At 63.9% G+C, this 22,491-nt stretch carries 22 protein-coding genes and 2 pseudogenes; 8 read left to right on the top strand and 16 right to left on the bottom strand.

Going from position 1 to position 22,491, the window contains the following annotated elements; all coding sequences use genetic code 11:
- Positions 1-158: 158 nt before the first annotated feature.
- From IVB36_RS23865 to tolQ, 5 genes are all read right to left on the bottom strand, one after another.
- On the bottom strand, positions 159-2,489 hold the full coding sequence (locus tag IVB36_RS23865) for an EAL domain-containing protein (RefSeq protein ID WP_018453792.1): 2,331 nt from the start codon (positions 2,487-2,489) through the stop codon (positions 159-161).
- 242 nt (positions 2,490-2,731) lie between these two features.
- On the bottom strand, positions 2,732-4,078 hold the full coding sequence (gene tolB, locus IVB36_RS23870) for a Tol-Pal system beta propeller repeat protein TolB (RefSeq protein ID WP_026232593.1): 1,347 nt from the start codon (positions 4,076-4,078) through the stop codon (positions 2,732-2,734).
- Positions 4,079-4,119: 41 nt separating this feature from the next.
- Positions 4,120-5,082 carry a hypothetical protein gene (locus tag IVB36_RS23875; protein ID WP_018453790.1) on the bottom strand — a complete coding sequence of 321 codons (963 nt, stop codon included), beginning with the start codon at positions 5,080-5,082 and terminating at the stop codon, positions 4,120-4,122.
- 3 nt (positions 5,083-5,085) lie between these two features.
- Entirely contained in the window at positions 5,086-5,535 is a 450-nt protein-coding gene (gene tolR / locus IVB36_RS23880; RefSeq protein ID WP_018453789.1) for a protein TolR, read from the bottom strand.
- Between the two features lie 43 nt (positions 5,536-5,578).
- A complete protein-coding gene (gene tolQ / locus IVB36_RS23885) occupies positions 5,579-6,295 on the bottom strand; it encodes a protein TolQ (RefSeq protein ID WP_007596319.1) in 717 nt (238 codons plus the stop codon).
- Between the two features lie 496 nt (positions 6,296-6,791).
- Between tolQ and IVB36_RS23890 the strand changes: the two genes are divergently transcribed.
- A complete protein-coding gene (locus IVB36_RS23890; RefSeq protein WP_018453788.1) occupies positions 6,792-7,310 on the top strand; it encodes a DUF2231 domain-containing protein in 519 nt (172 codons plus the stop codon).
- A gap of 35 nt (positions 7,311-7,345) precedes the next feature.
- Here the strand turns inward: IVB36_RS23890 and IVB36_RS23895 are convergent.
- Positions 7,346-8,111 (bottom strand): annotated as a pseudogene (locus IVB36_RS23895) (serine acetyltransferase).
- A gap of 314 nt (positions 8,112-8,425) precedes the next feature.
- Here IVB36_RS23895 and IVB36_RS23900 point away from each other — a divergent pair.
- Positions 8,426-9,589 (top strand): acyl-CoA desaturase, encoded by a 1,164-nt coding sequence (locus tag IVB36_RS23900; RefSeq protein ID WP_018453786.1) that lies wholly within the window; start codon positions 8,426-8,428, stop codon positions 9,587-9,589.
- Positions 9,590-9,793: 204 nt separating this feature from the next.
- Here the strand turns inward: IVB36_RS23900 and IVB36_RS23905 are convergent, their stop codons facing one another.
- The 5 genes from IVB36_RS23905 to IVB36_RS23925 all read right to left on the bottom strand — a co-directional run bounded on the left by IVB36_RS23905 (position 9,794) and on the right by IVB36_RS23925 (position 12,561).
- A complete protein-coding gene (locus IVB36_RS23905) occupies positions 9,794-10,279 on the bottom strand; it encodes a DUF2852 domain-containing protein (RefSeq protein ID WP_018453785.1) in 486 nt (161 codons plus the stop codon).
- Positions 10,280-10,399: 120 nt separating this feature from the next.
- Positions 10,400-11,140, bottom strand: coding sequence for a TetR/AcrR family transcriptional regulator (locus IVB36_RS23910; RefSeq protein WP_085348908.1), 741 nt, complete (start codon positions 11,138-11,140; stop codon positions 10,400-10,402).
- Between the two features lie 96 nt (positions 11,141-11,236).
- Positions 11,237-11,599, bottom strand: coding sequence for a YciI family protein (locus IVB36_RS23915; RefSeq protein ID WP_018453783.1), 363 nt, complete (start codon positions 11,597-11,599; stop codon positions 11,237-11,239).
- 38 nt (positions 11,600-11,637) lie between these two features.
- Positions 11,638-12,039: a YciI family protein gene (locus IVB36_RS23920; protein ID WP_247294054.1), complete on the bottom strand. Its 402-nt coding sequence runs from the start codon at positions 12,037-12,039 to the stop codon at positions 11,638-11,640.
- A 159-nt stretch (positions 12,040-12,198) separates the two neighbouring features.
- Positions 12,199-12,561 carry a nuclear transport factor 2 family protein gene (locus tag IVB36_RS23925; RefSeq protein ID WP_018453781.1) on the bottom strand — a complete coding sequence of 121 codons (363 nt, stop codon included), beginning with the start codon at positions 12,559-12,561 and terminating at the stop codon, positions 12,199-12,201.
- Positions 12,562-12,718: 157 nt separating this feature from the next.
- Between IVB36_RS23925 and IVB36_RS23930 the strand changes: the two genes are divergently transcribed.
- From IVB36_RS23930 to IVB36_RS23940, 3 genes are all read left to right on the top strand, one after another.
- Positions 12,719-13,507: an SDR family oxidoreductase gene (locus tag IVB36_RS23930; RefSeq protein ID WP_018453780.1), complete on the top strand. Its 789-nt coding sequence runs from the start codon at positions 12,719-12,721 to the stop codon at positions 13,505-13,507.
- Positions 13,508-13,588: 81 nt separating this feature from the next.
- Positions 13,589-14,026 carry a hypothetical protein gene (locus tag IVB36_RS23935; RefSeq protein WP_018453779.1) on the top strand — a complete coding sequence of 146 codons (438 nt, stop codon included), beginning with the start codon at positions 13,589-13,591 and terminating at the stop codon, positions 14,024-14,026.
- Positions 14,027-14,460: 434 nt separating this feature from the next.
- Positions 14,461-14,814: a hypothetical protein gene (locus IVB36_RS23940; protein WP_018453777.1), complete on the top strand. Its 354-nt coding sequence runs from the start codon at positions 14,461-14,463 to the stop codon at positions 14,812-14,814.
- A gap of 96 nt (positions 14,815-14,910) precedes the next feature.
- Here the strand turns inward: IVB36_RS23940 and IVB36_RS23945 are convergent, their stop codons facing one another.
- The 4 genes from IVB36_RS23945 to IVB36_RS23960 form a co-directional block, all read right to left on the bottom strand.
- Complete coding sequence (locus IVB36_RS23945; protein ID WP_204512222.1) at positions 14,911-15,324, bottom strand: VOC family protein; 414 nt, start codon at positions 15,322-15,324, stop codon at positions 14,911-14,913.
- 38 nt (positions 15,325-15,362) lie between these two features.
- The gene (locus IVB36_RS23950) at positions 15,363-15,899 is read right to left on the bottom strand and encodes an SRPBCC family protein (RefSeq protein WP_018453775.1); all 537 of its coding nucleotides are present in this window, start codon (positions 15,897-15,899) and stop codon (positions 15,363-15,365) included.
- 95 nt (positions 15,900-15,994) lie between these two features.
- Complete coding sequence (locus IVB36_RS23955; RefSeq protein ID WP_018453774.1) at positions 15,995-17,311, bottom strand: RNA polymerase sigma factor; 1,317 nt, start codon at positions 17,309-17,311, stop codon at positions 15,995-15,997.
- Positions 17,308-17,676: a YciI family protein gene (locus tag IVB36_RS23960; RefSeq protein ID WP_026232592.1), complete on the bottom strand. Its 369-nt coding sequence runs from the start codon at positions 17,674-17,676 to the stop codon at positions 17,308-17,310. The genes IVB36_RS23955 and IVB36_RS23960 overlap by 4 nt, the downstream gene beginning before the upstream one ends.
- 144 nt (positions 17,677-17,820) lie before the next feature.
- Here IVB36_RS23960 and IVB36_RS23965 point away from each other — a divergent pair, with 144 nt between their 5' ends.
- Entirely contained in the window at positions 17,821-18,786 is a 966-nt protein-coding gene (locus IVB36_RS23965; protein ID WP_018453772.1) for a glyoxylate/hydroxypyruvate reductase A, read from the top strand.
- Positions 18,787-18,976: 190 nt separating this feature from the next.
- Positions 18,977-20,944: pseudogene (locus tag IVB36_RS40540) on the top strand (cache domain-containing protein).
- Between the two features lie 121 nt (positions 20,945-21,065).
- Here IVB36_RS40540 and IVB36_RS23980 read toward each other — a convergent pair.
- Positions 21,066-21,710: a TetR/AcrR family transcriptional regulator gene (locus tag IVB36_RS23980; protein WP_018453770.1), complete on the bottom strand. Its 645-nt coding sequence runs from the start codon at positions 21,708-21,710 to the stop codon at positions 21,066-21,068.
- Positions 21,711-21,826: 116 nt separating this feature from the next.
- Here IVB36_RS23980 and IVB36_RS23985 point away from each other — a divergent pair, with 116 nt between their 5' ends.
- Positions 21,827-22,471, top strand: a complete 645-nt coding sequence (locus IVB36_RS23985; RefSeq protein WP_018453769.1) for a glutathione binding-like protein — start codon at positions 21,827-21,829, stop codon at positions 22,469-22,471.
- Positions 22,472-22,491 lie beyond the last annotated feature (20 nt).

A 22,491-nucleotide genomic window follows, 5' to 3' on the forward strand; every position in this document is an offset into this window, starting at 1 on the left:
TACCCCTACACTCCAAAGCAACTTCTGCGAGTGTGAGGAGATTAATGGTTCATTAACGGAATTGCAAAGGCTTAGAAACGTTAGGGTTAACCTTTGCAGCCCGCAAAAACACGGGCGAACGAGAGCTAAATGCGTTGAAGGAGCGAGGCGGAGAAAGATCAGGCGATCGATCGCGAGGACACCATGACGATGTGGTCCTCAGCCCCGCGGCGGCCATGCGAGGCATTGAGCAATTGGCGAATCCGGACTGCCGGCACCGGCCGGCTGAACAGATAGCCCTGCCCTTCGGTCACGGTGCCGTCGGCGCTGATCAACTCGAGCTGATCATTGGTCTCGATGCCCTCGACCACGACCGCCATGCCGAGATCGGCCGACAGCCGCGCTACGCCGCGCAGCAGCGTCAGCGGCCGGTCGGCATCGATGCCCTCGAGGAAGGAGCGGTCGATCTTCACCTTCTGCATCGGGAAATTGTGCAGGTAGCTGAGGCTCGAATAGCCGGTGCCGAAATCATCCAGCGAAATGCGCACGCCGATCGCATGCAATTGCGACAGGATGTCGTGCGTGAGCTGGGTGTTGCGCAACAGGGAGGATTCGGTGATCTCGATCTCCAGCCGATGCGCCGGGAGCCCCGAAACCTCGAGCGCGTAGCGGATTTCGCTCAAGACGTCGCGCTGGTGGAATTGCTGCGGCGAGAAGTTGACGGCGACGCTGACGCCCTCCGGCCATTTCATGCATTCCATGCAAGCGCGGCGCAGGATCCAGCGGCCGAGATCGACGATCAGCCCCATGTCCTCGGCGACCGGGATGATGTCGATCGGCGAGACCGTGCCGCGCACCGGATGATTCCAGCGCAGCAGCGCCTCGCACGTCGTGATCTTGCCGGATTTCAGATTGACCAGCGGCTGATAGAACAGCTCGAACTCCTCGTTGGCGAGCGCCTTGCGCAGATCGAGCTCGAGGATGCGGCGCGCCTCGACGGTCGCCGCCATCTCGTCGCGGAAGAAGCAGAAGGTGCCGCGGCCGTCGGCCTTGGCCCGGTACAGCGCCATGTCGGCATTCTTGAGCAGCGTGTCTGCGCTGATGCCCTCCGGCAAGGTCAATGCGATGCCGACGCTGGCGCCGATCTCGACCAGATGATTGTCGATGCGGTAACGCTCGCTCAGCCGTTCGACGATCCGGCGCGCCAGCGCAGCGGCGTCCTCGGGCGAGGAGATGTTCTCCTGGAACACGACGAATTCGTCACCGCCGAAGCGGGCGACGAAATCCTCGGGGCGCAGCATCTCGCGCAGACGGTTGGCGACCGCGCACAGGAGCTGGTCGCCGCAGGGATGGCCGAGCGTGTCGTTGACCTGCTTGAACTGGTCGAGGTCGACGAACAGCAGCGCGGACAGGCGCTCGGCGCCGTGCGAGATCGCCAGCAGCCTTTCGATCTCATCGCGGAAATGAACGCGGTTGGGCAGCGCGGTGAGGTCGTCGTAGCGCGCCAGATGCGTGATCTTGGCCTCGGCGCTACGTCGCTCGGTAATGTCCTCGAGCAGCACCACCGCGCCACCGTCAGCCATCGGCTGGACAGTCCAGGACAACGACCGGTTTCGCTGCGTATCGGGATCGGCGGTGATGATCTCCTTGGCTTGCGAACTCTCGATGTCCGCGACGATTCGCTCGCCGCTCCCAGCGGAGATGGATCCCGCGCTCACGCACGCCGCGACGATGTCACGCGCGTTGACCCCGCGCTGCGCGAGACCTTCCGGCAGATTCATCATTGCGCCGAAGCGGTGGTTCATGACCGCCAGCTGTCCGTCGACGCGGAACATGCAGAGGCCGTGCGGCATGTTGTTCAGAGCCGTATCGAACTGGCCGGCGAGCGCGGCTTCACGCTCACGTGCCACGACCGCTCCCATGAAGATTCGATGCAGATTCACCGAGAGCTGCATGATCGCCATCAGGAACGCGGCGCTGACCAGCGCCATCGCGATGTAGTAGGGTGTTCCACGCAGCGCCAAGGCAAGCACGGCCGGGCCGAAGATCAGCACGGCCTGGAGGTGGAAGATCGCAGGCCGGCCATATGCCCTGCCCGCGCCGCCTGCCGCGATTCCGGTCGTGACGGACAAGGCGATCATGTGGGCCACGGCGTCGTCCGTGGCCAACAGGGTGGTGGCGCACCAGATGCCGATCGCAGCCGCCTGGATCTTTGCTCCGATCTGATAGCGCTTCTGCCAGCGTGCGGCCGCCTCGACGGTCATGACCGCGTGACGTGCCTGATAGAGGCGCAGGTCGATCGCCCGCGCGGTCCCGGCCAGGATCAGAAGTGCGACGCACGCCCAGATCAGCGGCTCGCCCGTCCTCAGCGCGGTGAGGGCCGCACCAATCGACACGAAAATGAGTCCCGCCAGCAACGGGCCAGGCGCTTCGAACAGCGAATCGATTTGCGCCGCCGAAGTTTTCGGCGGCCGCTGTTCCGGCTCTCCGCTCTGACTTGCAAACTGCATCTGGTGTTTACGCGCGTCCTGTCTGGAGCGCAGTTTTACCGATCCGGTATGAAGTCTTTCTGAGGGAACATCGTTAAAGTCGAGTTGTTTTGAATGACCAATAGTCGGAATACATCAATAGAAACAAACCCATGGGAAAAGTTTGCCTAGTGCAACCTTAAAGAACAATTATCGCGGGGAAACATCTCGCCAAGTTTTCGGAAAAGGCGCGCGGTCAAATCATCGCGCGCCGGGGGCGGCGGCTAGCCCGATGTCGAGGACAAGAGCGGCGACCATGCCGGGTCGGAGGCGAAGCCCGGCGTCGGCACTTTCAGCTCGTTGCGCCCCGAGATGTCGACGGAGAACAGCGACGGCCCGCCGCTGCCGCCCGGATCGCGGAAGAACATCAGCACGCGGCCGTTCGGCGAGAAGGTCGGACCTTCGTTATGATAGCCGGAGGTGAGAAGCCGTTCGCCGGAGCCGTCCGGCTTCATCACGCCGATCGAAAACTGCCCGCCACCTTGCCTGGTGAAGGCGATGTAATCGCCCCGCGGCGACCACACCGGCGTCGAATAGGTGGCGTTGTTGTCGTCCTTGGAGAAAGAGATGCGCTGCGCCGCTCCGCCGCCCGCGGCCATGACATAGATCTGCGATCTGCCGCCGCGATCGGACTCGAAGCAGATGCGGGTGCCGTCCGGGGAGTAGGAAGGCGAGGTGTCGATCGCGGGCGTGTCGGTGAGGCGCGTGGTCGAGCGCGAGCGCAGATCCATCACGAACAGGTTGGAATTGCCGCCCTGCTGCAGACTCATGATGACGCGCTGGCCGTCCGGCGAGAACCTCGGCGCAAAGGTCATGCCGGGGAAGTTGCCGACGATCTCGCGCTGGCCGGTCTCGATGTTGAACAGGTAGACCTTCGGATCGCCCTGGCCAAATTCCATGTAGGTGATCTCTTGCGAGTTCGGCGAGAAGCGCGGCGTCAGCACGAGGTCGGAGCCGCGGGTCAGATAGCGCACATTGGCGCCGTCCTGGTCCATCATCGCGAGCCGCTTGACGCGGCGCTCTTTCGGCCCGGTCTCGTCAACGAACACCACGCGGCTGTCGAAATAGCCCTTCTCGCCGGTCAGCTTCTCATAGATCTGGTCGGAGATGATGTGGGCGATGCGACGCCAATATTCCGGCGAGGTGAAATATTGTTGGCCGGCGAGCTGCTGGCCCGTGACGACGTCCCACAAGCGGAATTCAGCCTTGAGGCGGCCGTCCGGCTGCCGCGTCATGCGGCCGGTGACGAGGGCCTGCGCGTTCAGGGTCTTCCAGTTCTCGAACTGCGGCGCGACGTCGATGTTGCTGATGCGCTCGATGAAGGCGGCCTGGTCGACCGGCGCAAACAGGCCCGAGCGCTTCAGATTGTTGGTGATGACCTGGGTGACGCCGTTGCCGACGTCACCGTCGGCCGGCGAGCCCGGCACAAAATTGGTGATCGCAATCGGAATCGGCCGAAACTCGGTGGGATCGATGCGGAGCCGTCCCTGCGGCTGCTGGGCCAAGGCTTGTCCGCCCCCCAGCATCGCGAGCGTCGATCCGGTCAGGGTCATGAAGCGGCGGCGGTTCATCGATCGAACGTCATTCATCGCAAAATTCTTTTGTTCGGATGTCACAACATGTCTTTCAGGCCGAAAGTCATCGGAATGAGCTTCCAGCTCTCGTATTGCTGCTTCGGCATGAACGAATAGACCTGACACTGCACGATGGCGCGTCTGGCACTCTCCGCCACCGCCTGTGCGATCGATCGCGACGGTCCCCTCACCGCGACGACGATCGGCTCGGACGCGAGCGATCCGTCGATCTTCATGGGAATGTCGATGTCGGCTTCGTATTGATCCGCATCCTGGCCGTTATAGGTCGGCGTGAAGCAGCGCTTCACCGCCCCCTGGAACGCGCCCCGCCAGGTCGCAATGTTGTTGGCGGCCGTTCCGGTCGTCGATCCCAGCGAGGCCGACGCATTCAGCGTCGAGCCGGCGAGTTCGTGCCGGGTCGCGGCGCGCTTGTCGAGATCGCGCTGGATCTGCGCGGGATCGAAGCTGCGCTCCTTGGGCTTCGGCAGCTGCTGTTGCGGCTGCACCGCCGCGACCTTTTGCTCCGGCGGCTTGGGCGGCGGCTTCTTGGTTTCGAGCTTTTTCTGCAGCTCGGCGATCGGATCTTCCTTGGCCGGGTCAGGCTTTTTTTCCGGCGGCTTCGGTTCTTCCTTGGGCTTCGCCTCAGCGACGGGCTTGGGCGGCTCGGGCTTCTTCTCGACCGGCTTCTCCACGGGTTTTGGCGGCGGCTCCGGCGTCGAGTTGGTCTTGATCAGCTCTTTCTTCTCGGTGACCTTGCCGACAGCGTCTTCCTCGGGCTTGGCTTCCGCGATCTTCTCGACCTTCGGCTTCGGCTCTTTCTTGTCGCCGGTCTTCTGCCCCGACATCATCTGCGCGAGTTGATCGGTGGAGATGATGTCGATCGGCAGCGACTCTTCCGCCGGCACAAAAGCCCTGCTGCTAAAGGTGACGAGCCCCCATCCCAGCACGAGGACGTGGAGGGCAATCGACGCAACGAGTGTCTTGTCGACCTTCACCTTCACGGTTTACCCCTGATCCGCTTCCGTGACGAGCGCCAGCTTCTTGAAGCCTGCGCCGGACAACTGGCCCATGACCTTGGCCACCGTCCCGTAATCCGCCTTCTTGTCGGCACGCAAATAGATGCGTTCCTCGAGCCCGCCGCGCGCGTCCGTGATCGCCTTCAGCTTGGGGATCAGTTCGTTGATCGCGATCTCGGCGTCGTTGATGAACACCTTGCCCTTGATGTCCACCGACATCTGGATCGGCTTCTGGTCGTTGTTTTCGAGGCTCTTGGCCTGGGTCTGCGGCAGGTCGAGCGGCACGCCGACCGTCAACATCGGCGCCGAGACCATGAAGATGATGAGCAGCACCAGCATCACGTCCACCATCGGCGTGACGTTGATTTCGGCCACGACCGGCTTGCGCCGGCCACGGCGCCCACCGCCTCCGGACGAACTCGCAACGTTCATGCCCATGGTCTGGTGCCCAAATTGCCCTTCACACTATACATGCCGTCCGTCAGCCCCGCTCGTCGATCTGGCGCGACAGGATGGCTGAAAATTCATCGGCGAAGCCTTCGAGCCGCTGGGCCTGCCGGTTCACCTCGGAGGTGAACTTATTGTAGAAAATAGTGGCAGGAATGGCGGCGATAAGGCCGACGGCGGTCGCAAACAGCGCCTCCGCGATGCCAGGGGCCACCACCGCCAAAGAGGTGTTTTTCGACGCCGCGATCGACTGGAAGCTCGACATGATGCCCCAGACGGTGCCGAACAGGCCGACGAAGGGGCCTGCGGAGCCGACGGTGGCGAGCACCAGCAGCCGGCGTTCCAGCCGCTCGACCTCGCGGGCGATCGAGACATTCATGACCTTGTCGATGCGCATCTGAAGGCCTGCGACCGAGCGGGCCTGGCTCTCGAACGAACGCTTCCACTCGCGCATCGCGGCGACGAAGCAGGCCGCCATGGAATGTGTCGGCTTGGCCGAGAGCGTGCGATAGAGGTCCTCGATCGACTCGCCGGACCAGAAAGCCTGCTCGAAACGGTCCATCGAGCGGCGGGTGCGGGCAAACAGGAAGATCTTGTCGATGGCGATCGCCCAGACCCAGACCGAGCAGGCGAGAAGCCCCAGCATCACCGCTTTCACGATCCAGTGAGCCTGCCAGAACAGCGCGATCAGCGACACGTCCGCGGAAGCGGCAACCGGAAGGGCTGACTGAGCCACGTCGGCCGGATTCATAAGAAGTATCCTCTCAAGGCGATCGTTACCTGATGTCCCGACCTAATGTCCCGGCCAGCAAATGGCCGCCGGTTCCCCAATAGCCGCGCTAGAACCGGCGCGGCCGGCAAGCCCGCTCAAAGCCTTGTCTTTCTGGGGTGCAGGGCTCGTCCAAAGCCGGCCGCCTGCATTCCCTGCCAAGATGTCAAAACTATGGGCCCGACCCCAAGGCTCAGACTTCAGGCTTTGGGCGCGCGATTGTCCGCAATTACCAGAGCCCGGCGATGGTTAATGCTGGGTTACCGCAGACGAATTTGAGTGCGGGAAAGGGAGGTCGCACAGGGGGATGGGAGGCGCGGCGGGCGGGCCGTGTTCCCGACGGGACGGTGCGCTGCGCCCGGGACAGCAGAGTTCCGCTTTCCCGTGCGCATCAGGAGCGGAGCCCGCTATCCCGGTCAGAGGAACCAGCCTCCGTCCGAAAAATTGTCTGGAAAATCACTTCTCGCGAGGTTTTGCCATGAGCATCAACCCCAAGACGACCGCCGCGGTCGGCGATCATCCGCTCCACCCCATGATCATCCCGTTCCCCGTCGCCTTCCTGGTCGGCGCGCCCATCGCCGATCTCGCCTTCATCGGCACCGGTGACGGCTTTTGGGCCAGAGCCGCGATCTGGCTGATCGGCGCCGGTATTGTGATGGCGCTCGTTGCGGCCGTGGCCGGCTTCACCGACTTCTTCAGCGACGCCCGCATCCGCAGCCTCAATGACGCCTGGTATCACATGATCGGCAATCTCGTAGCCGTCGTGCTGGCCCTGATCAATTTCTACCTCCGCTACGCGCAAGGCGCGGAAGCTGCAATCAAGCCGTGGGGCGTGGCGCTGTCCCTGGTCGTGGTCGGCATTCTGCTTTTCACGGGCTGGAAGGGCTGGGAGTTGGTCTACCGGCATCACGTCGCGGTGCTGGACGCGCCGGGCCAGACCAGTTCGGAGCCGGTCAGCCCGCGTCATGGCGGCGAGAGCCGCCGCCGCGCCGCGTGAACGAGGAGCACGTCGCCTGATGACGTGACGGCGAGTCAGGCCGCGGAAGCGGGCTCTGGGCAATTGGTCAGCCGCGCCGGATTGCCGATTGCGGTGCAGCCCCGGGGCACGTCGCTCGTCACGACGGTGTCGGCGCCGATCTTTGCAAAATCGCCGATTCTGACGTTGCCGAGAATTGTCGCGCCGGAGCCGATGAACACGCCGCGACCAATGAGGCGAGCGCGCCGGCAGTTCCGTGCCACGACCGATGCTGACGTTCTGAAGGATGGTGGCCTCGTCGCCGATCACCACATCGGCACCGATCACGATGCCGGTGGCGTGGTCGAGATACACCGACGATCCCAAGCTCGCCGCCGGATGAATGCTGACCTGCAGGACGTTCGACGCCTCGTTCTGAAACAGCAGCGCCGCGTCACCATGGTCGTGATGCCAGAGCCAGTTCGAGACGCGCCACGCCTGCAAGGCGACGTAGCCCTTCAAGTGCAGCAGCGGCGCCAACACTCCGCTGATGGCCGGATCGCCAAGCACGATGGCCTGCAAGTCGCGGCCGGCCGCCTCGATCAGATCCGGCTGACCATTGAAGGCGTCGCGGGAAAATGTCGTGAAGCGCGCGCGTTCGACCTCGCTGTCGCCAAGCCGGCGTCCGATCAGGTCGGACAGTGCGGCGGTAAAATCGTCATGGACGAGGATGAGTCCGACAAGAGCCTTGCCGAATATGGCGTCGGCTGCCGCGGTGCGCTGCGCCTCGTCGCGGATCTTCTGCCAGAGAGTTTCGCTCGCCATCATCGCCGCTTCCGCCATCGTTGCTGCCTGCGGTATTTTGACGCTTCCTTTTCACTGTCGGCTATAGGCCGTCGGCAGCCCGCGCGCCACGCACCCCGTGAGGCTACGAGCTTGCATGCCAAGCAGTCGGGATCATATATATGGAGGCAGCCGAGTTCCGCCCGTAGCTATGGTCTCAGGTTCGTGCTGCCGCGCTGGCCCGGGTTGCTCAGGCAAAGCATCTCGTTCAAAGCCCCGCAGTGGTCCGCCATCCCCGGGATTGTCGCACACAGCGGCCCTCAGTGCTGCCGAAGCGAATCCCGAATCCCCGTCCTCCAAGGTCACGCCAATACATGTCGCCCAACGCCCCCGCTGACGACCAACACGACGACATCATGTATCCCTCCGCCCTGCCGTTCCTGCTGGTCCATCTCGGCTGCATTGCTGCGATCTGGACCGGCGTTACCTGGCAGGCCATCGCGATCTGCGCCTCACTCTATGTCGTCCGTATGTTTGCGATCGGAGCAGGCTACCACCGCTATTTCTCCCATCGGGCTTTTGCGACCGGTCGAGTGTTTCAGTTCATCCTGGCCTGGCTTGCGCAAAGCACCGCGCAGAAAAGCGTTTTGTGGTGGGCGGCCAAGCATCGACATCATCATCTGCATTCCGATACCGAAGACGACGTGCATTCGCCGCGTCATCGAGGCTTCCTCTACAGTCATCTCGGCTGGATTTTTTACAGGGAGCACGATGGCACCGACCTCGTGAAAGTCGGAGATTTCGCCGCCTATCCGGAGTTGATGTGGCTGCATCGCCTGGAACTCCTGCCAGCCGTCACGCTGGCTGCGCTCTGCTTCCTGGTTGGCGGATGGTCCGGTCTCGTCGTCGGCTTCCTGTGGAGCACCGTGCTGGTCTATCACGCGACCTTCTGCATCAATTCCCTCGCCCACGTGCATGGACGCAAGCGGTACGTGACCGGCGATGATTCACGCAACAATTGGCTGCTGGCCTTGTTCACTCTCGGTGAGGGCTGGCACAACAATCACCACGCCTACCAGAGCAGCGTGCGGCAGGGTTTTCGCTGGTGGGAAATCGACGTCACCTATTACATCCTGAAGGTGCTGTCCTGGTTCGGCATCGTCTGGAACATGAAGTCGCCACCCGAGCAGGTGCTGCGCAACGAGCAGCCGCTTGGCGCACGCGTCATCAACCGGGCGGCCCGCGAGCTTGCCGGACGGTTCGATGCGCAGACCCTGGCGCATGCGATTTCGTCGGCGCTCCGCCGAGCCGATTTGGCCCAGTTGCAACTGCCGACGCTGCACGACATCCTGAGTCGCGCGCACGAAGGTGTCGATGCACTGACGCATCTGCATTTGCCGAAGATTCCGACCCGCGACGAGTTTCTCGCCGAGGCCAAGGCGATGTTTGCGCGAACGCGATCACTGAACGAGATCGTGGACTATGCCTACGAACACTTCCTGGAGTCGGTTCGCGCGCAGCTCGCCACGGCGCGCTGACCAAGTCTCTCTGGACCAGGACTTTCCAGATCAAGACTTTTCCAAACCAAGGCAATCCGGACGGTCGCGGCAGCCTGACGCGCATTCCCAAAATCAAACCGCCCGCCTGCGGGTTGCGCAGGCGGGCGGCTCGGGGCCATCAGGACTTTGGGGGCATGCGCCTGACGGCTTTGAGAGGCGTCAGTCCCGAGATCAAGCTTGAGATCAACCTTGCTGCTGGTCGGTCGGCGGCGGGGTCGGGCGTGTCTTGTGTTGCGCCATGAACTGGTCGAACTCTTCCTTGTCCTTGGCGTGACGCAGACGGTCGAGGAAGTTCTTGAACTCGACCTGCTCCTCCTCGAGCCGCTGCAATGTCTCGGTGCGGTACTCGTCAAAGGCGCGGTTGCCGCTCGAGGGCGGACCGAAGCCAAAGCCGAAACCGTGGCGCTCCATGCGGCCGCGCATACGATCCATCTTGTACTGCATCCGCTCCATCTTGTTCTGCCAGCGATCCTGGTTGCTCCAGCACGACATTCTTCTGCTCCCGAGTGTGAAAAAGAGAAGGGCAAGTCCGATCGGCCACCAGATGATGAAGCCGAGGATGGTCACGGCGATCCAGCCGGGATGCCAGGGCGTATTGAGCATGTGGGGGCGCTCGTATTGTTGGTCCGAAGGGCCGCGCCATCGATTGACATCAGCGGTGTAGGCCATTTCCCTCTCCATGACGGCATCAGCGCCGTTGTGAATGTAAATAACATTTACATAGGTAGATCATCCCGCGGTTTTGTCAAGCCGACCGCCTGACAGGGCGGGGCAATTATTTGGGTAACTTTATTTCGGCTTGCCCCAGGGACCACCGGGCGGCACGCCTGAACCGGAGGATGCCTCCGGCGGCACCGGCGGCGGCTCGGCGCTTTTCGCCGGGGGACGGCGATCGGTCGGGAAGCCGAGACCGCGCAGATAGATCAGCACCTCAGCTTCGAGCAGCTCGTCCGGCGACATCGGCAGCTTTCGACGCGCGGCGTCACCGCGGGAGAACAGCGAGGCCACGCCATGCGCCATGGACCAGATGTGCAGCGCCATCATCATCGCCGGCGGCCGCGGCGTGCCCGGCGGCGCCAGCGCGGCAAGCCGCTCCGCCGCGGCACGAATGATGTTGAAAGCACGCTCGCTGGCCGCCTGGAGCGCCGGATTGGCATCCACCGGGAGGCCAGATTCGAACATCGCGTTGTAGAACGCGGGCTCCTCGCGGGCGAAGGCGAGATAGGCCCTGCCGACACGCTCGAACGCCGTGACGGTGTCGGGCCGTCCGTCGTCCCAAGCCGCGGTCAGGCGCGATTCAAACTGCTCGAAGCCGCGCTGCGCGATCGAGGACAGCAGTTCTTCACGGTCGCGAAAATGCCGGTACGGCGCCGCCGCACTGACGCCGGCCATGCGCGCGGCATCGGCAAAGGTGAAGCCGGCCGCGCCCTTCTCGGCGATCAATCCGAGGGCGGCCTGCAACAGGGCTTCCTTCAGATTGCCGTGGTGATAGCCGCGCTCGGCGCGGCGCGTCTCCTTGCGCCAGCTCATGTGAACGACCTTTACATGAGCCGGCGGTGAAGGTCACTAGCGGCGACGGGTTGATCAGCCCGTATTCTTCCCGGTCCGGCGAGGCGGCCCGAGATCCTAGCCGCTAGGGATCGGCAGCACCGGCATGATCTCGACGCGTTCGCCGGGGAAGATCGTGAAGTGCGGGTGGTTCTCGAACATCTTCGCCGCGGCTTCATGGGACGCTGCGCGCACCACGGTGAAGGCGCCCATCTCGTTGGCGATGTCGGCGATGCCCTTGCCGTCGACCTTCTTGGTCTTGCCGAGCGGGCCGCCCATGGCCTCGATCGCGCCCTGGTGCTTTTCGACCCAGCCTTTCCACGCCGCCATGCCCTCCTGCTCTTTCGCCTTGCGCTCGGCCTCGGGCATCGCATTCCATGCGGTCCATTTGGAACTGGTCTTGCTGCCGAGGAAAACGGCGAGATAGGTGTCGGTGCTCATCGGTTCTCTCCTTTGGTGATGGATAGACGAAGCTGCGGCTATTTCTTCAGGTCGCCGAAACCGGCGGCCTCCCGCACGTCAGGCGGGAAGTCGCTCATCTCCTGCACCTGACGGATCTCGATGATTTCGTTCGGTGCGGCCGGACACCGCCTGGCCCAGGCGATCGCCTCGGCACGCGAGGCAACCTCGATCATCCAGTAGCCGCCCAGGACCTCCTTGGCCTCGGCGAACGGACCATCGGTCACGATGGGCTTGCCGGCCGCAAACGAGACGCGCGCGCCCATCGAGGGCGGGTGCAGGCCGTCGAGCGTGATCAGCACGCCGGCGTCCTTCAGCGCCTCGTTGTAGCGCATCATCGCAGCGACCCGCTCGGGATCGAGTTGAACGTCGGGCGCCGCGGTCTCGTAGCCGAGCGGGATCATCAGCATCATGAATCGCATGAGCACTCCTTGCGTGCTTTTTCGTTCGGGTTGCGCGCCGAGGCGCCACTCCGGATGGGCGGAGCGACGGCCCGGGCCGCCCACCCTCACCTCCAAGACGAAGGAACCTTGACGAAACCGACAGGTGACGAAAATTATTCTGGCGATTATTGGCTGGCCCTAGCGCGCCTGCGGCAGGAAACGCCCGTCCTGCCGGGCAGCGCCGAAATAGACGTCGATGCAGCGAATCTTGCCGCCGGCGAAGGTGAAGAACTCGGTGTTGCGAAAGCTCCTGCCATCTGTCGCCAGGCAGAGATAGGTGACGAAGGCCTCGTCGCCTTGGACGAAAATCCGCTCGATGTCGTGCCGCGCAATCCAGCCGGTGTCCCTCCAGCAACGCTCGAAATAAGCCGCCTTGTCGAGATCGTCGTCGAACGGGCTGGTGAAGCGAAAATCGTCCGCCAACGCGTCGGCGACCCGTTGCCGGTCGTTGCCGAGATAAGCGGCGAAAAGGTCTCGAATCTGGCGCTCGTGGTTGGACATTGCGGATCTCCCTGGCAATGATCCCCTGGAAGACGATCCATCGAGGACCGTCCCGACATCGTGCCTTCGAGTTAAGGCCTTCCTCGTCGGGACGAAAGCGAAGTAAAAAGAGGCTCGCGTTTGCGCGACCCAATCTTTCATAAGGACCGATCAGCCAATGCCCCCTACCCCGCACCGCGTTGCCCTCGTCACCGGAGCCGCGCGTGGCATCGGGCTTGCGACCGCGAAGAAGTTTTTGAGCGAGGGCTGGCGGGTGGCGTTGATCGACATCGAGGGCGAGTTGCTCGGCTGCGCGGTCGCCGAGATCGGCCGGGACGAGGCCACGCTGGCGTTGACCTGCGACGTCTCGGACGCAGCCGCGGTTGCCGCCGCGATGACGACGGTCGAACAGCGGTTTGGCCGGCTCGATGCGCTCGTCAATAATGCCGGCGTTGCCGTGTTCGCGCCGCTGATGGAGACGTCGGAGACCGATTGGCGGCGCGTGCTCGAGGTCAACCTCACCGGCCCGTTCCTCTGCACCAAGGCGGCGGTGCCGCTGATGCGCGACGGCAATGGCGGCGCCATCGTCAACATCACCTCGATCTCGGCAGTGCGCGCCTCGACGCTGCGCTCGGCCTACGGCACCAGCAAGGCCGGCCTCGCGCACCTTACCAAGCAGCTCGCGGTTGAGCTCGCGTCCCTCAACATCCGCGTCAACGCGGTCGCGCCGGGACCGGTCGACACCGCGATGGCGAAGCAGGTGCACACCAGCGAGATCCGCGCCGATTATCACGACGCCATTCCGCTCAACCGCTACGGCCTGGAAGAGGAACTCGCCGAAGCCATCTACTTCCTGTGCTCGGAACGATCGAGCTACATCACCGGACAAATTTTGGCCGTCGATGGCGGCTTCGATGCGGCAGGCATCGGCCTGCCGACGCTGCGCGGCGAGCGGAGGAACGGGTAGGCACCGCGTAGGTTGGCCTAGCGAAGCGTTACCACCTCTTCTCGTCGGCCTATCCTACGGACTCGAATTCGCGGAGGCTTCATGCGGCGCGTCACCTTTCTCAGGGCCCTGATCCTCGCATCCGCGCTGCTCGCCGCCACACCTGCCTCGGCCGAAATCCGCATCATCCAGTCGCCCGGTGGACAGGTCGGGCCGTTCCTCGATTTGTTCGAGAAGGTGCGCGAGAGCGGCGAGCGCGTGGTGATCGACGGTCCCTGCCTGTCCGCCTGCACACTGGTACTGAGCATCGTGCCGGGCGAGCGGATTTGTGTGACAAAACGCGCCGTGCTCGGCTTCCATGCGGCGCGCTCGGTCGATCGGCGCGGACGCTTCTACGCCGAGCCGGAAGCATCCGATGCGGTGCTTGCGGCCTATCCCGGCCCGGTGCGCGACTGGATCAGTCGCCGCGGCGGCCTCTCGTCGCGGTTGCTTCTGCTGAAGGGACGCGACCTCGCCGCGATCTATCCGCGCTGCCGGTGATGATCGACGGACGCGAGTGCCCGGCAAAATTGCGCCGGTCACCTGCTTCGAGAGCTCTAGTAAAAACTCTGGATCAACTCGGTCAATTCCATGCTCGCGCAGATGAGCATACCCCAAAGTGCAAAGTTGATCTGCAGCGCCGCCGCCATCGGTCGCTCCCCTTCCAAGTCCGCCCGCCCCAGTTTTTAGAATTTATGACGGAATAAATAACGATTCTGTCCCGGAGTTCACAGCCTAATATTGCGCCAGTTGTTGTGCGATGCGGTCCGCATCATTTCACGAAGCGGCCTCACTGCTCTCGCAATGTGGTGCGACAGCAGAATTCATAATCGGCCATGTCGGCCACGCGTTTCCCTTAGGTTCCATTTGAGCGGTGCGACGCAAGCTTCGGTAAGCGGACTTGGCGCGTCGCATACAACACCCAAGGGTCCGGCATGATCCGACACGGCTTCGTCTTGCTCACTTTTTGCGCAACGCTCATGGGATGCGTGGTCGCGCCTGCGCAGGATCGCCGTCCGATCGCATGGGACGGCCTCGGTCAGGATCCGAACCGTCCCTCCGGCATCAAGCGTCGCGTGGCGACCCAAGCTCCCGCGGCGAGTGATCCGAATCAGGAGCGGGAGAGAGTCCTCGGCACCTTGCGCCCGTACTCCCCGGCGTGGTGGGCAATCCATGACGAAATCGAAGCGGAGAATGACAGGCAGCTCGGGACAAAGCTCGTGATCTGTCCGCGCTGCGTTCCCTCCTCCCAGCCACCGAGCAATGACGTGACCGGATCGATCCGCTGAGGGGCACGCGGTCGACGCGACGTCCTCATGGGCGCCCCTCTCCCGCATCGTAGAGGAGAGGGGATCGCCGTTCAGCGCGTCAGGCGATCGCGCCTGTCACATTTCCTCGGCCGGGCAGTTCACCATCCAGGGAATGCCGAACTTGTCGACGCACATGCCAAAACCCTTGGCCCAGAACGTCTTGCTGAAGGGCATGGTGACGTTGCCCCCATCGGCGAGCGCGTTGAACTTGCGCTCGCCCTCCGCCGGGTCCGCGACCGTGAGCGAGATCGAAAAGCCCTGCGGCTTGTGAAAATGTTCGCTTGGTGCGTCGGAGGCCATCAGCACGCTGCCGTCGGGCAGCGACATCCGCGCATGCATGATCGTCTTCTCGCGGCCGGGCGCCGCAGCCATGTCCGGCGGTGCGTCCGAAGAACGCATCATGGCGTCGATCTTGCCGCCGAGAACCTTGGCGTAATAATTGAACGCCGCTTCGCAGGTGTCCTGATAGAACAGATAGGGATTGAGCATCGTTTCTCTCCTTTTTGCTTTGGTTCGGGGTGACGGCGCTACTTCTCGGTGAGCTTCTTCAGGCTGGCCAAGCCCGCCTCGAAATCCTTGCCGATCATGTTGTCCATGTTGACGAACACCTGCATGACTTTGGACAGGAACGGGGCCGGACCGGACATCGCCCACGTGACCAGTGTGGCATCGCCTTGCGGCACAAAGGTGAACTCGGCGGTGTTGTGGCCTTCGAAAGGCCGCTCGAAATCGAGCTTGATGCGTAGTTTTGACGACGCACTCGCCTCGAGGATCTCCATATGGCCGGCGCCGACATTGTTGTTGCCGTCCCAGGCATAGGTCGCGCCCTTGCCTTGCGCGGTGCCGCCAAACGCCCGCTTCATCGCAGGATCGCGGTTCTCGTAGGGGGACCAGGCCGTCCAGCGATGGAAATCGGCAACCAAGGGATAGACTGCATTGGCCGGCGCTTTCACGGCGAGGCTGCGCTCGACGCGGAATGTGTCGGGCTTCGTCAGGGCAAAGCCGAGCACGCCCACGATTCCGACCGCGAGCAGGATGGCGATGACGGCAATGGCTTTCAGCATGAATGGCTCCCTGGATACGCTCCTAGGACGAAGGGAGGGGACCGGGCCCGACAAGGCGAAGCGGAAAAATTTGTTATGCCCCAGGCAGGCGCTCCCTACTTCACCTTTGCGCCTTCGACCTTAGCGTCTTGCCTGGCGCCGCCATTGGCGCCCTTGGGCTGGCTGTCCCGGATCAGGCGATCGAGATGCATGCGGATGTGAGCGGCTTCTGCGGACGTGTTGGCGAGGGCGATGGCGCGGTCGAAGGCGATGCGGGCTTCGTCGTTGCGGCCGAGCTGCATCAGGAAGGCGCCGCGCACGCCATAGAAATGGAAGTAGTTGGCAAGCTTTGGCGCCAGCGGCTCGATCAGGTCGAGCGCGGCTTGCGGTCCGCGCACCTTGGAAACCGCGACCGCGCGGTTGAGCGTCACCACCGGCGAGGGCTGCACCACCTCCAGCGCACCATAGAGCAGGTCGATCTGCGCCCAGTCGGTCTCCTCAGGCGTGGAGGCGCGGGCATGCAGCGCAGCAATCGCGGCCTGGATCTGGTAGGGCCCGCTGCGGCGATGGCGTATCGCCTTGTCGATCAGCGCGAGGCCTTCCGCGATCATCGTGCCGTTCCACAGCGAACGATCCTGGTCGTCCAGCAGGATCAGCGAGCCATCCGCGGCAAAGCGCGAGGCACTGCGCGCATGCTGCAACAAGATGAGCGCCGTGAGTCCCATGATCTCCGGCTCGCTCTGGAACAGCCGCAGCAGCAGCCGCGCCAGCCGGATCGCTTCCTCGCACAGCGGCTTTCTGATTTCGGCGGTGTCGCCGCTCGCCGAATAGCCCTCGTTGAAGATCAAATAGATCATCGCCGCGACAACGGCGAGCCGCTCCGAGCGCTCGACCGCGCCCGGCGTTTCAAACGGCGTCCCGGCCTCCGCGACCTTGGCCTTGGCACGCGTGATGCGCTGCTCCATCGCCGCTTCCGACACCAGGAAGGCGCGCGCGATCTGCTTCACCGTCAGGCCGCAGACGATGCGGAGCGCCAGCGCGATCTGCTGCGTTGCCGGCAGCCCTGGATGGCAGCAGATGAACATCAGCCGCAAGATGTCGTCGCGGTAGTGCGAGCCGTCGAGCCGCTCGGCGAGCGCGCCCTCGGCGTCGTCGAGATCGGAGATCGCCTGGTCGTCCTCCGGCAGCGGCTGCTGCTTGCGGGTGCGGCGCACCTCGTCGATGGCAACGTTGCGGCCGACCATGATCAGCCAGGCGGCGGGATCGCGCGGCGGTCCGTTCTGCGGCCAGGTCTTCAGCGCGCGCAGGCAGGCGTTCTGGAAGGCCTCCTCGGCGGTGTCGAGATCGCGGAAATAGCGCAGCAGCGCGCCGACCGCCTGGGGGCGCGCCGAGGTCAGCGCGGTCTCGATCCAGGCGGTATCGGCTTCGCTCATTTCAGATTCCCTCCGGGACTGAACACGCCGACGGGGCGCACCTCGTAGGCGCCGCCGGGATTGGCGGCACCGAGGTCGCGGGCGACATCGAGTGCGTCATCGAGATTCTTGCAATCCACGATATAGAAGCCGAGCAACTGCTCCTTGGTCTCAGCGTAGGGGCCGTCGAGCACCAGTGGCGGGTCCTCCTTGCGCAGCGTCGCTGCCGCAGTGGTCGGCAGCAGCCGCGCCACCGGGCCGAGCCTGCCCTGCTTCGCGAGACCTTCCTGCACCACGGCGAGCTTCTTCATCACGGTCTCGTCCTGGTCCTTGCTCCATGAGCCGACGAAGTCCTCGTCGTGATAGCAAAGGATCGCATAAAGCATGGGCAGTACCTTCTCTGAGCGCTTGTTTTGAAGACGATCCAGTATGCCTTGCCCCGACATGGCTGCGGAAAAAAATTGCAAGAAAAATCCGGCAGATCGTGCCAAGGAGGGCCTTCAAAAGCGGAACTTAAAGAGGCACTTCGAATGACCGTTGGCACCCTGGCCGTCCTGATCAACAGCACGCAGCAGAACTGGCTGCCTGAGCGCTGGAAGGCCCGGTTCGACGCCGTCTGCGGCGGCCGCCGCGTGGTGCTGCTGCCCGATGCCGGGCTCGATCCGGCCGAGGTGCATTATGCCGCGGTGTGGAAGCCGGTGCCGGGCGACCTCGGCTCTTTCCCCAATCTGCGTGCGATCTTCAATCTGGGCGCCGGCGTCGACGCGCTGATGGCGGACAAGAGCCTTCCGAACGTGCCGCTGGTGCGCGTGGCCGTGCCTGATCTGACCGGCCGCATGACCGAATACGTCGTGCAGCACGTGCTGATGCACCACCGCCAGGAGCTTTATCTGCGCCAGTCGCAGCGCGAAAAGCGCTGGGAGCCGACCTATCAATGGCCAGCGAGCGCCGTCACGGTGGGTATCATGGGCCTGGGCACGCTCGGTACTGATGCGGCCGATGTGCTGCGGCGGCTTGGTTTCCGCGTCGCCGGCTGGAGCCGCAGCCCGCGTATCATCGCGGGTGTCGAATGTTTCCATGGCGCCGGGCAAATCGACGCGTTCCTGCGCACGACCGATATTCTCGTCAGCCTATTGCCGCTGACGCCTGATACACACGGCATCCTCAACCGCGACGTCTTCACCAAGCTCAACCGCAAGAGCCCGCTCGGTGCGCCCGTGCTGATCAACGCCGGCCGCGGCGGCCTCCAGAATGAAGCCGACATCCTGGCCTGCCTCGACGACGGCACGCTGGGCGCCGCCTCGCTCGACGTCTTCGTACAGGAGCCGCAGCCGGCGGACAGCCGGTTCTGGACCCATCCCAAGGTTTTGCTGACCCCGCACAACGCCGCCGACACCGACGCCGACGCGATCTCGGCCTATGTCGCCGAGCAGATCGCGCGGTTCGAGGCGTGTGGTGTGCTGGAGAACGTGGTGGACCGGACGCGGGGGTATTAGGCCGCACGCCTGAAAAAGGCACGACCGCTCCCTACCCTCCGTGTCGTCCTGGCGAAAGCCAGGACGACACCAGACTTCTTTGGTCACTCCGTCACCCCCGAAGGCACCCGCTCGGCCGGCATCCCGTTCACCCTCTCTTAGCGAGAAGTTGATAGGTCTCCTTAATCAACGCTCAACGAACGAGTCGGACATGCGCTTCACGCTCGGCCTCAGGATGCGGATCACGGTTGCGCTGGCGGTGACGGCGGCGGCGACCGCCCTGTTCGCCGTGCTCGGGGCGATGTGGATCATTTCCGGCATCATCGACCGGGCCGACCAGCGCGAGCTTCGCAGTCATTACGACGCGCTCCAGTCGCGAATTGCCGAGGAATCCCAGCGCGCCGCCGCCATGAGCGCCGTCGTCGCCGCGATGCCGGCAACGCAGGACGCGATGGCCAAACAGGATCGCAATGCCCTGATCAGCCTGTTCGGGCCGGTGTTTGCTGCGACCAAATCGGAGTACGGCGTCGAACAGTTCCAGTTCCACGTGGCGCCCGCGACCTCGTTCCTGCGCGTGCACTAGCCTGCTAAATTTGGCGACGACCTCTCGGGCTTCCGCAAAACCGTGATCATGGCCAACCAGGAGCGCAAGGTCGTGGTCGGCCTCGAGGGCGGCTTGGCTGGGCTCGGCATCCGCGGCGTCGTGCCGATCGCGCAAGGCGGCAAGCATCTCGGCTCAGTGGAGTTTGGCCTGACCTTCGGCCAGTCCTTCCTCGACGATTTCAAGACCAACCGCCATGTCGACATCGCCTTCCATCTCGCGGACGGCGGCGGCTTCAAGCTGTTCGGCGGCACGCTGAAGGGGAAGAGCTTCTTCGATGCGGCCGATTACGGCCGCGCCGCCGGCGGCGACTTCACGGTACGGCAGGCCAAGCTCGACACGACGCCGGTAGCGGCGCTGCTCGGACCGATCAGGGATTTTTCCGGCAAGCCGCTCGGCGCCGTCGAACTGGTGATGGACAATGCCGACTATGTGGCCTCCGCCGACCGTGCCTGGCTGCTGGCATTCGGCATCGCCGCGCTCGGGCTCGTGCTCGCCGCCATCGTCGGCTATCTCATCGCCCGCAGCATCTCGCGCCCGATCATTTCCATCACCAGCGTGATGCGCGAGCTGGCCGACGGACACCTCGATGTCACCGTCCCCGTCAGCAAGGCGAATGACGAGGTCGGCGCGATGGTCAAGGCTGTCGCGGTGTTCCGCGACAACGCCGTCAACTTCAACCGGCTCCAGGCCGAACAGGCCGACACTAAGGCGCAATCCGAAGCGGAGAAGCGACGCGCGTTCGCCGCGCTCGCCGACAATTTCGAAGCCAGCATCCGCGAGGTCGTCACCACGGTCTCCTCGGCCGCGGTCGAGATGGAGAACACGGCGCGCTCGATGTCTGATATCGTCGAGCGGTCGCGGCAGCAGACCGGCACGGTGTCGTCGGCCTCGGCGCTCGCCTCGGAAAATGTGCAGACGGTCGCTGCCGCCGCGGAAGAGCTGTCGTCGTCCATGACCGAGATCAGCCGGCGCCTTGCGCACGCGACCGCGGTGGTCGGCAAAGCCGCGAGCGACGGACGACGGTCGAACGAGCGCGTGCAAAGTCTGGCCGACGCCGCGCAAAAAATCGGCGACGTCGTCTCCTTCATCAGCGGCATCGCCGAGCAGACCAATCTGCTGGCACTCAACGCGACGATCGAGGCGGCGCGCGCGGGCGAAGCCGGCCGCGGCTTTGCGGTGGTCGCCTCCGAGGTGAAGGCGCTGGCAACCCAGACCGCCAAAGCGACCGAGGAGATCGGCGCCCAGGTCACGGCGGTACAAGGCGAGACCACCGGCGCAGTGGACGGCATCCAGTCGATCTGCGCAACGATCCAGGAGGTCGACGAGATCTCCGCCGCGATCGCCGCCGCCGTCGGCCAGCAGGGCACCGCAACGCAGGAGATCGCCCAGAACGTGCAGCAGGCAGCCGCCCGCACCGGCGAGGTCTCGCAAAACATCGCAGGCGTCACCGCCGGCATCGCCGCGACGGGAACAGCAGCGGAGGAGGTGCTGGGCTCCGCGATCGAGCTGTCAAAGCAATCGCAGCGGCTGCGGGACGAGGTGGACCGCTTCCTCGCGCATATTCGCGCGGCGTAGGCGGGCTACAGGGAGGAGCTGCGGCGCGACGGCGGCAACTCCGAATCTTCGCCAAACCAGATTCGGTGGCTAGGGGTCCTGGCTTTCGCCAGGACGACGTTAGCTCGCGCCACGCAACCGCCTAGCTCTTTCGTCCCACCATCACGTCGATCGCTCCCTTCACGATCGCCTCGAGATCCTTCCGCGACACGCGCGCGCGCGAACGAATGGCAATTGAGTGCACGGTCGCTGAAGCGAGCTGCGCCAGCACGGCGGGATCGGCGCTTTCGGGCAATTCGCCTTTCTCCTTGGCGCGGCGGAAGCAACTCGCAAACGCCTTGTCGAGTTCGTTAAGGCCATCGAGCACCATGGCGCGGATGTCGGGATCGCCGACCGCTTCGGAGGCCGCCGTGACCACGGTGAAGCAGCCGCGCGGGCCGGTTGCGCCGGACAGATAGATGTTCAGCGCGGAGGCGAAGATACGCTCCAGCCGCTGGCGCACGGGCATCTCCTGTCGAAAGATCTCCACCATGGATGCGCGCGCGTCCTCACGGTAGCGCTGATAGCTCTTGATGTAGAGCTCGCGCTTGTCGCCGAAGGCGCCATAGAGGCTCGGGCGATTCATGCCGGTGGCTTCGCTGAGATCGTCGAGCGAGGTCGCGGCGAAACCCTGCGTGCGGAACAGGTCGAGCGCCTTGCCGAGCGCGACCTCGGGTTCGTAGGCGCGCGGACGGCCGCGGCGCTTGGGCTCAGTGGCAGCAGCTGGCGGCTTCGATTTTTGTACCATTTCGCAATTTAATCCTTGACCAACTCCATAATATGCAAGACAGTACAAAAATCAATCTGGCCAGGTTGAGCGCCACTCCAAAAGTCACATCGAAGAATTGCCCAAGGAGGCTCAAGATGGATCTTTATTTCTCGCCGCTCGCCTGTTCGATGGCGAGCCGCGTCGCGCTGTATGAAGCCGGCGCCGAAGCCAATTATCTCGAAGTCGATCCGCCGACCAAGACGGTGCTGAGCGACGGCACCGACTTTCGAACCGTGAACCCGATCGGCCTGGTGCCGACACTGCGGACGGACGACGGCGTGGTGCTGACCGAGAACGCCGCGATCCTGCAATATATCGCCGACCGCTTCCCGCAATCGGGTCTCGGAGCCGCAGCGGGCATCGAGCGCACGCGACTGCATCAATGGCTCTGCTTCATCGGCACCGAGCTGCACAAGGGCCTGTTCATCCCGGTGCTCGACCGCAAGGCGCCGCAGGAGACGAAAGCCTACGCGCTGGAGAAGAACCTGTCGCGGCTGGACTATCTCGACAATTACCTGAAGGGGCGCGACTTCCTGCTCGACCAATTCAGCGTCGCCGACGCCTATCTCGTCACGGTCATCAACTGGACCATGGCGACGCCGCCGATCGAGCTCGCCAAATGGCCGAACGTGAAGGCCTATTACGAACGCCTGCGTCAACGGCCCTCGATCGCCAAGGCGATCGCGGAAGAGTTCGAGCTGTACAAGGCCGAGCAGGCGCGGAAGAAGGCCGCGGCGTAAGCTTTGACGATTGAGGCGCG

Source organism: Bradyrhizobium sp. 35 (assembly GCF_023073215.1).
In the GTDB taxonomy this organism is placed as follows: Bacteria; Pseudomonadota; Alphaproteobacteria; order Rhizobiales; family Xanthobacteraceae; genus Bradyrhizobium; species Bradyrhizobium canariense_D.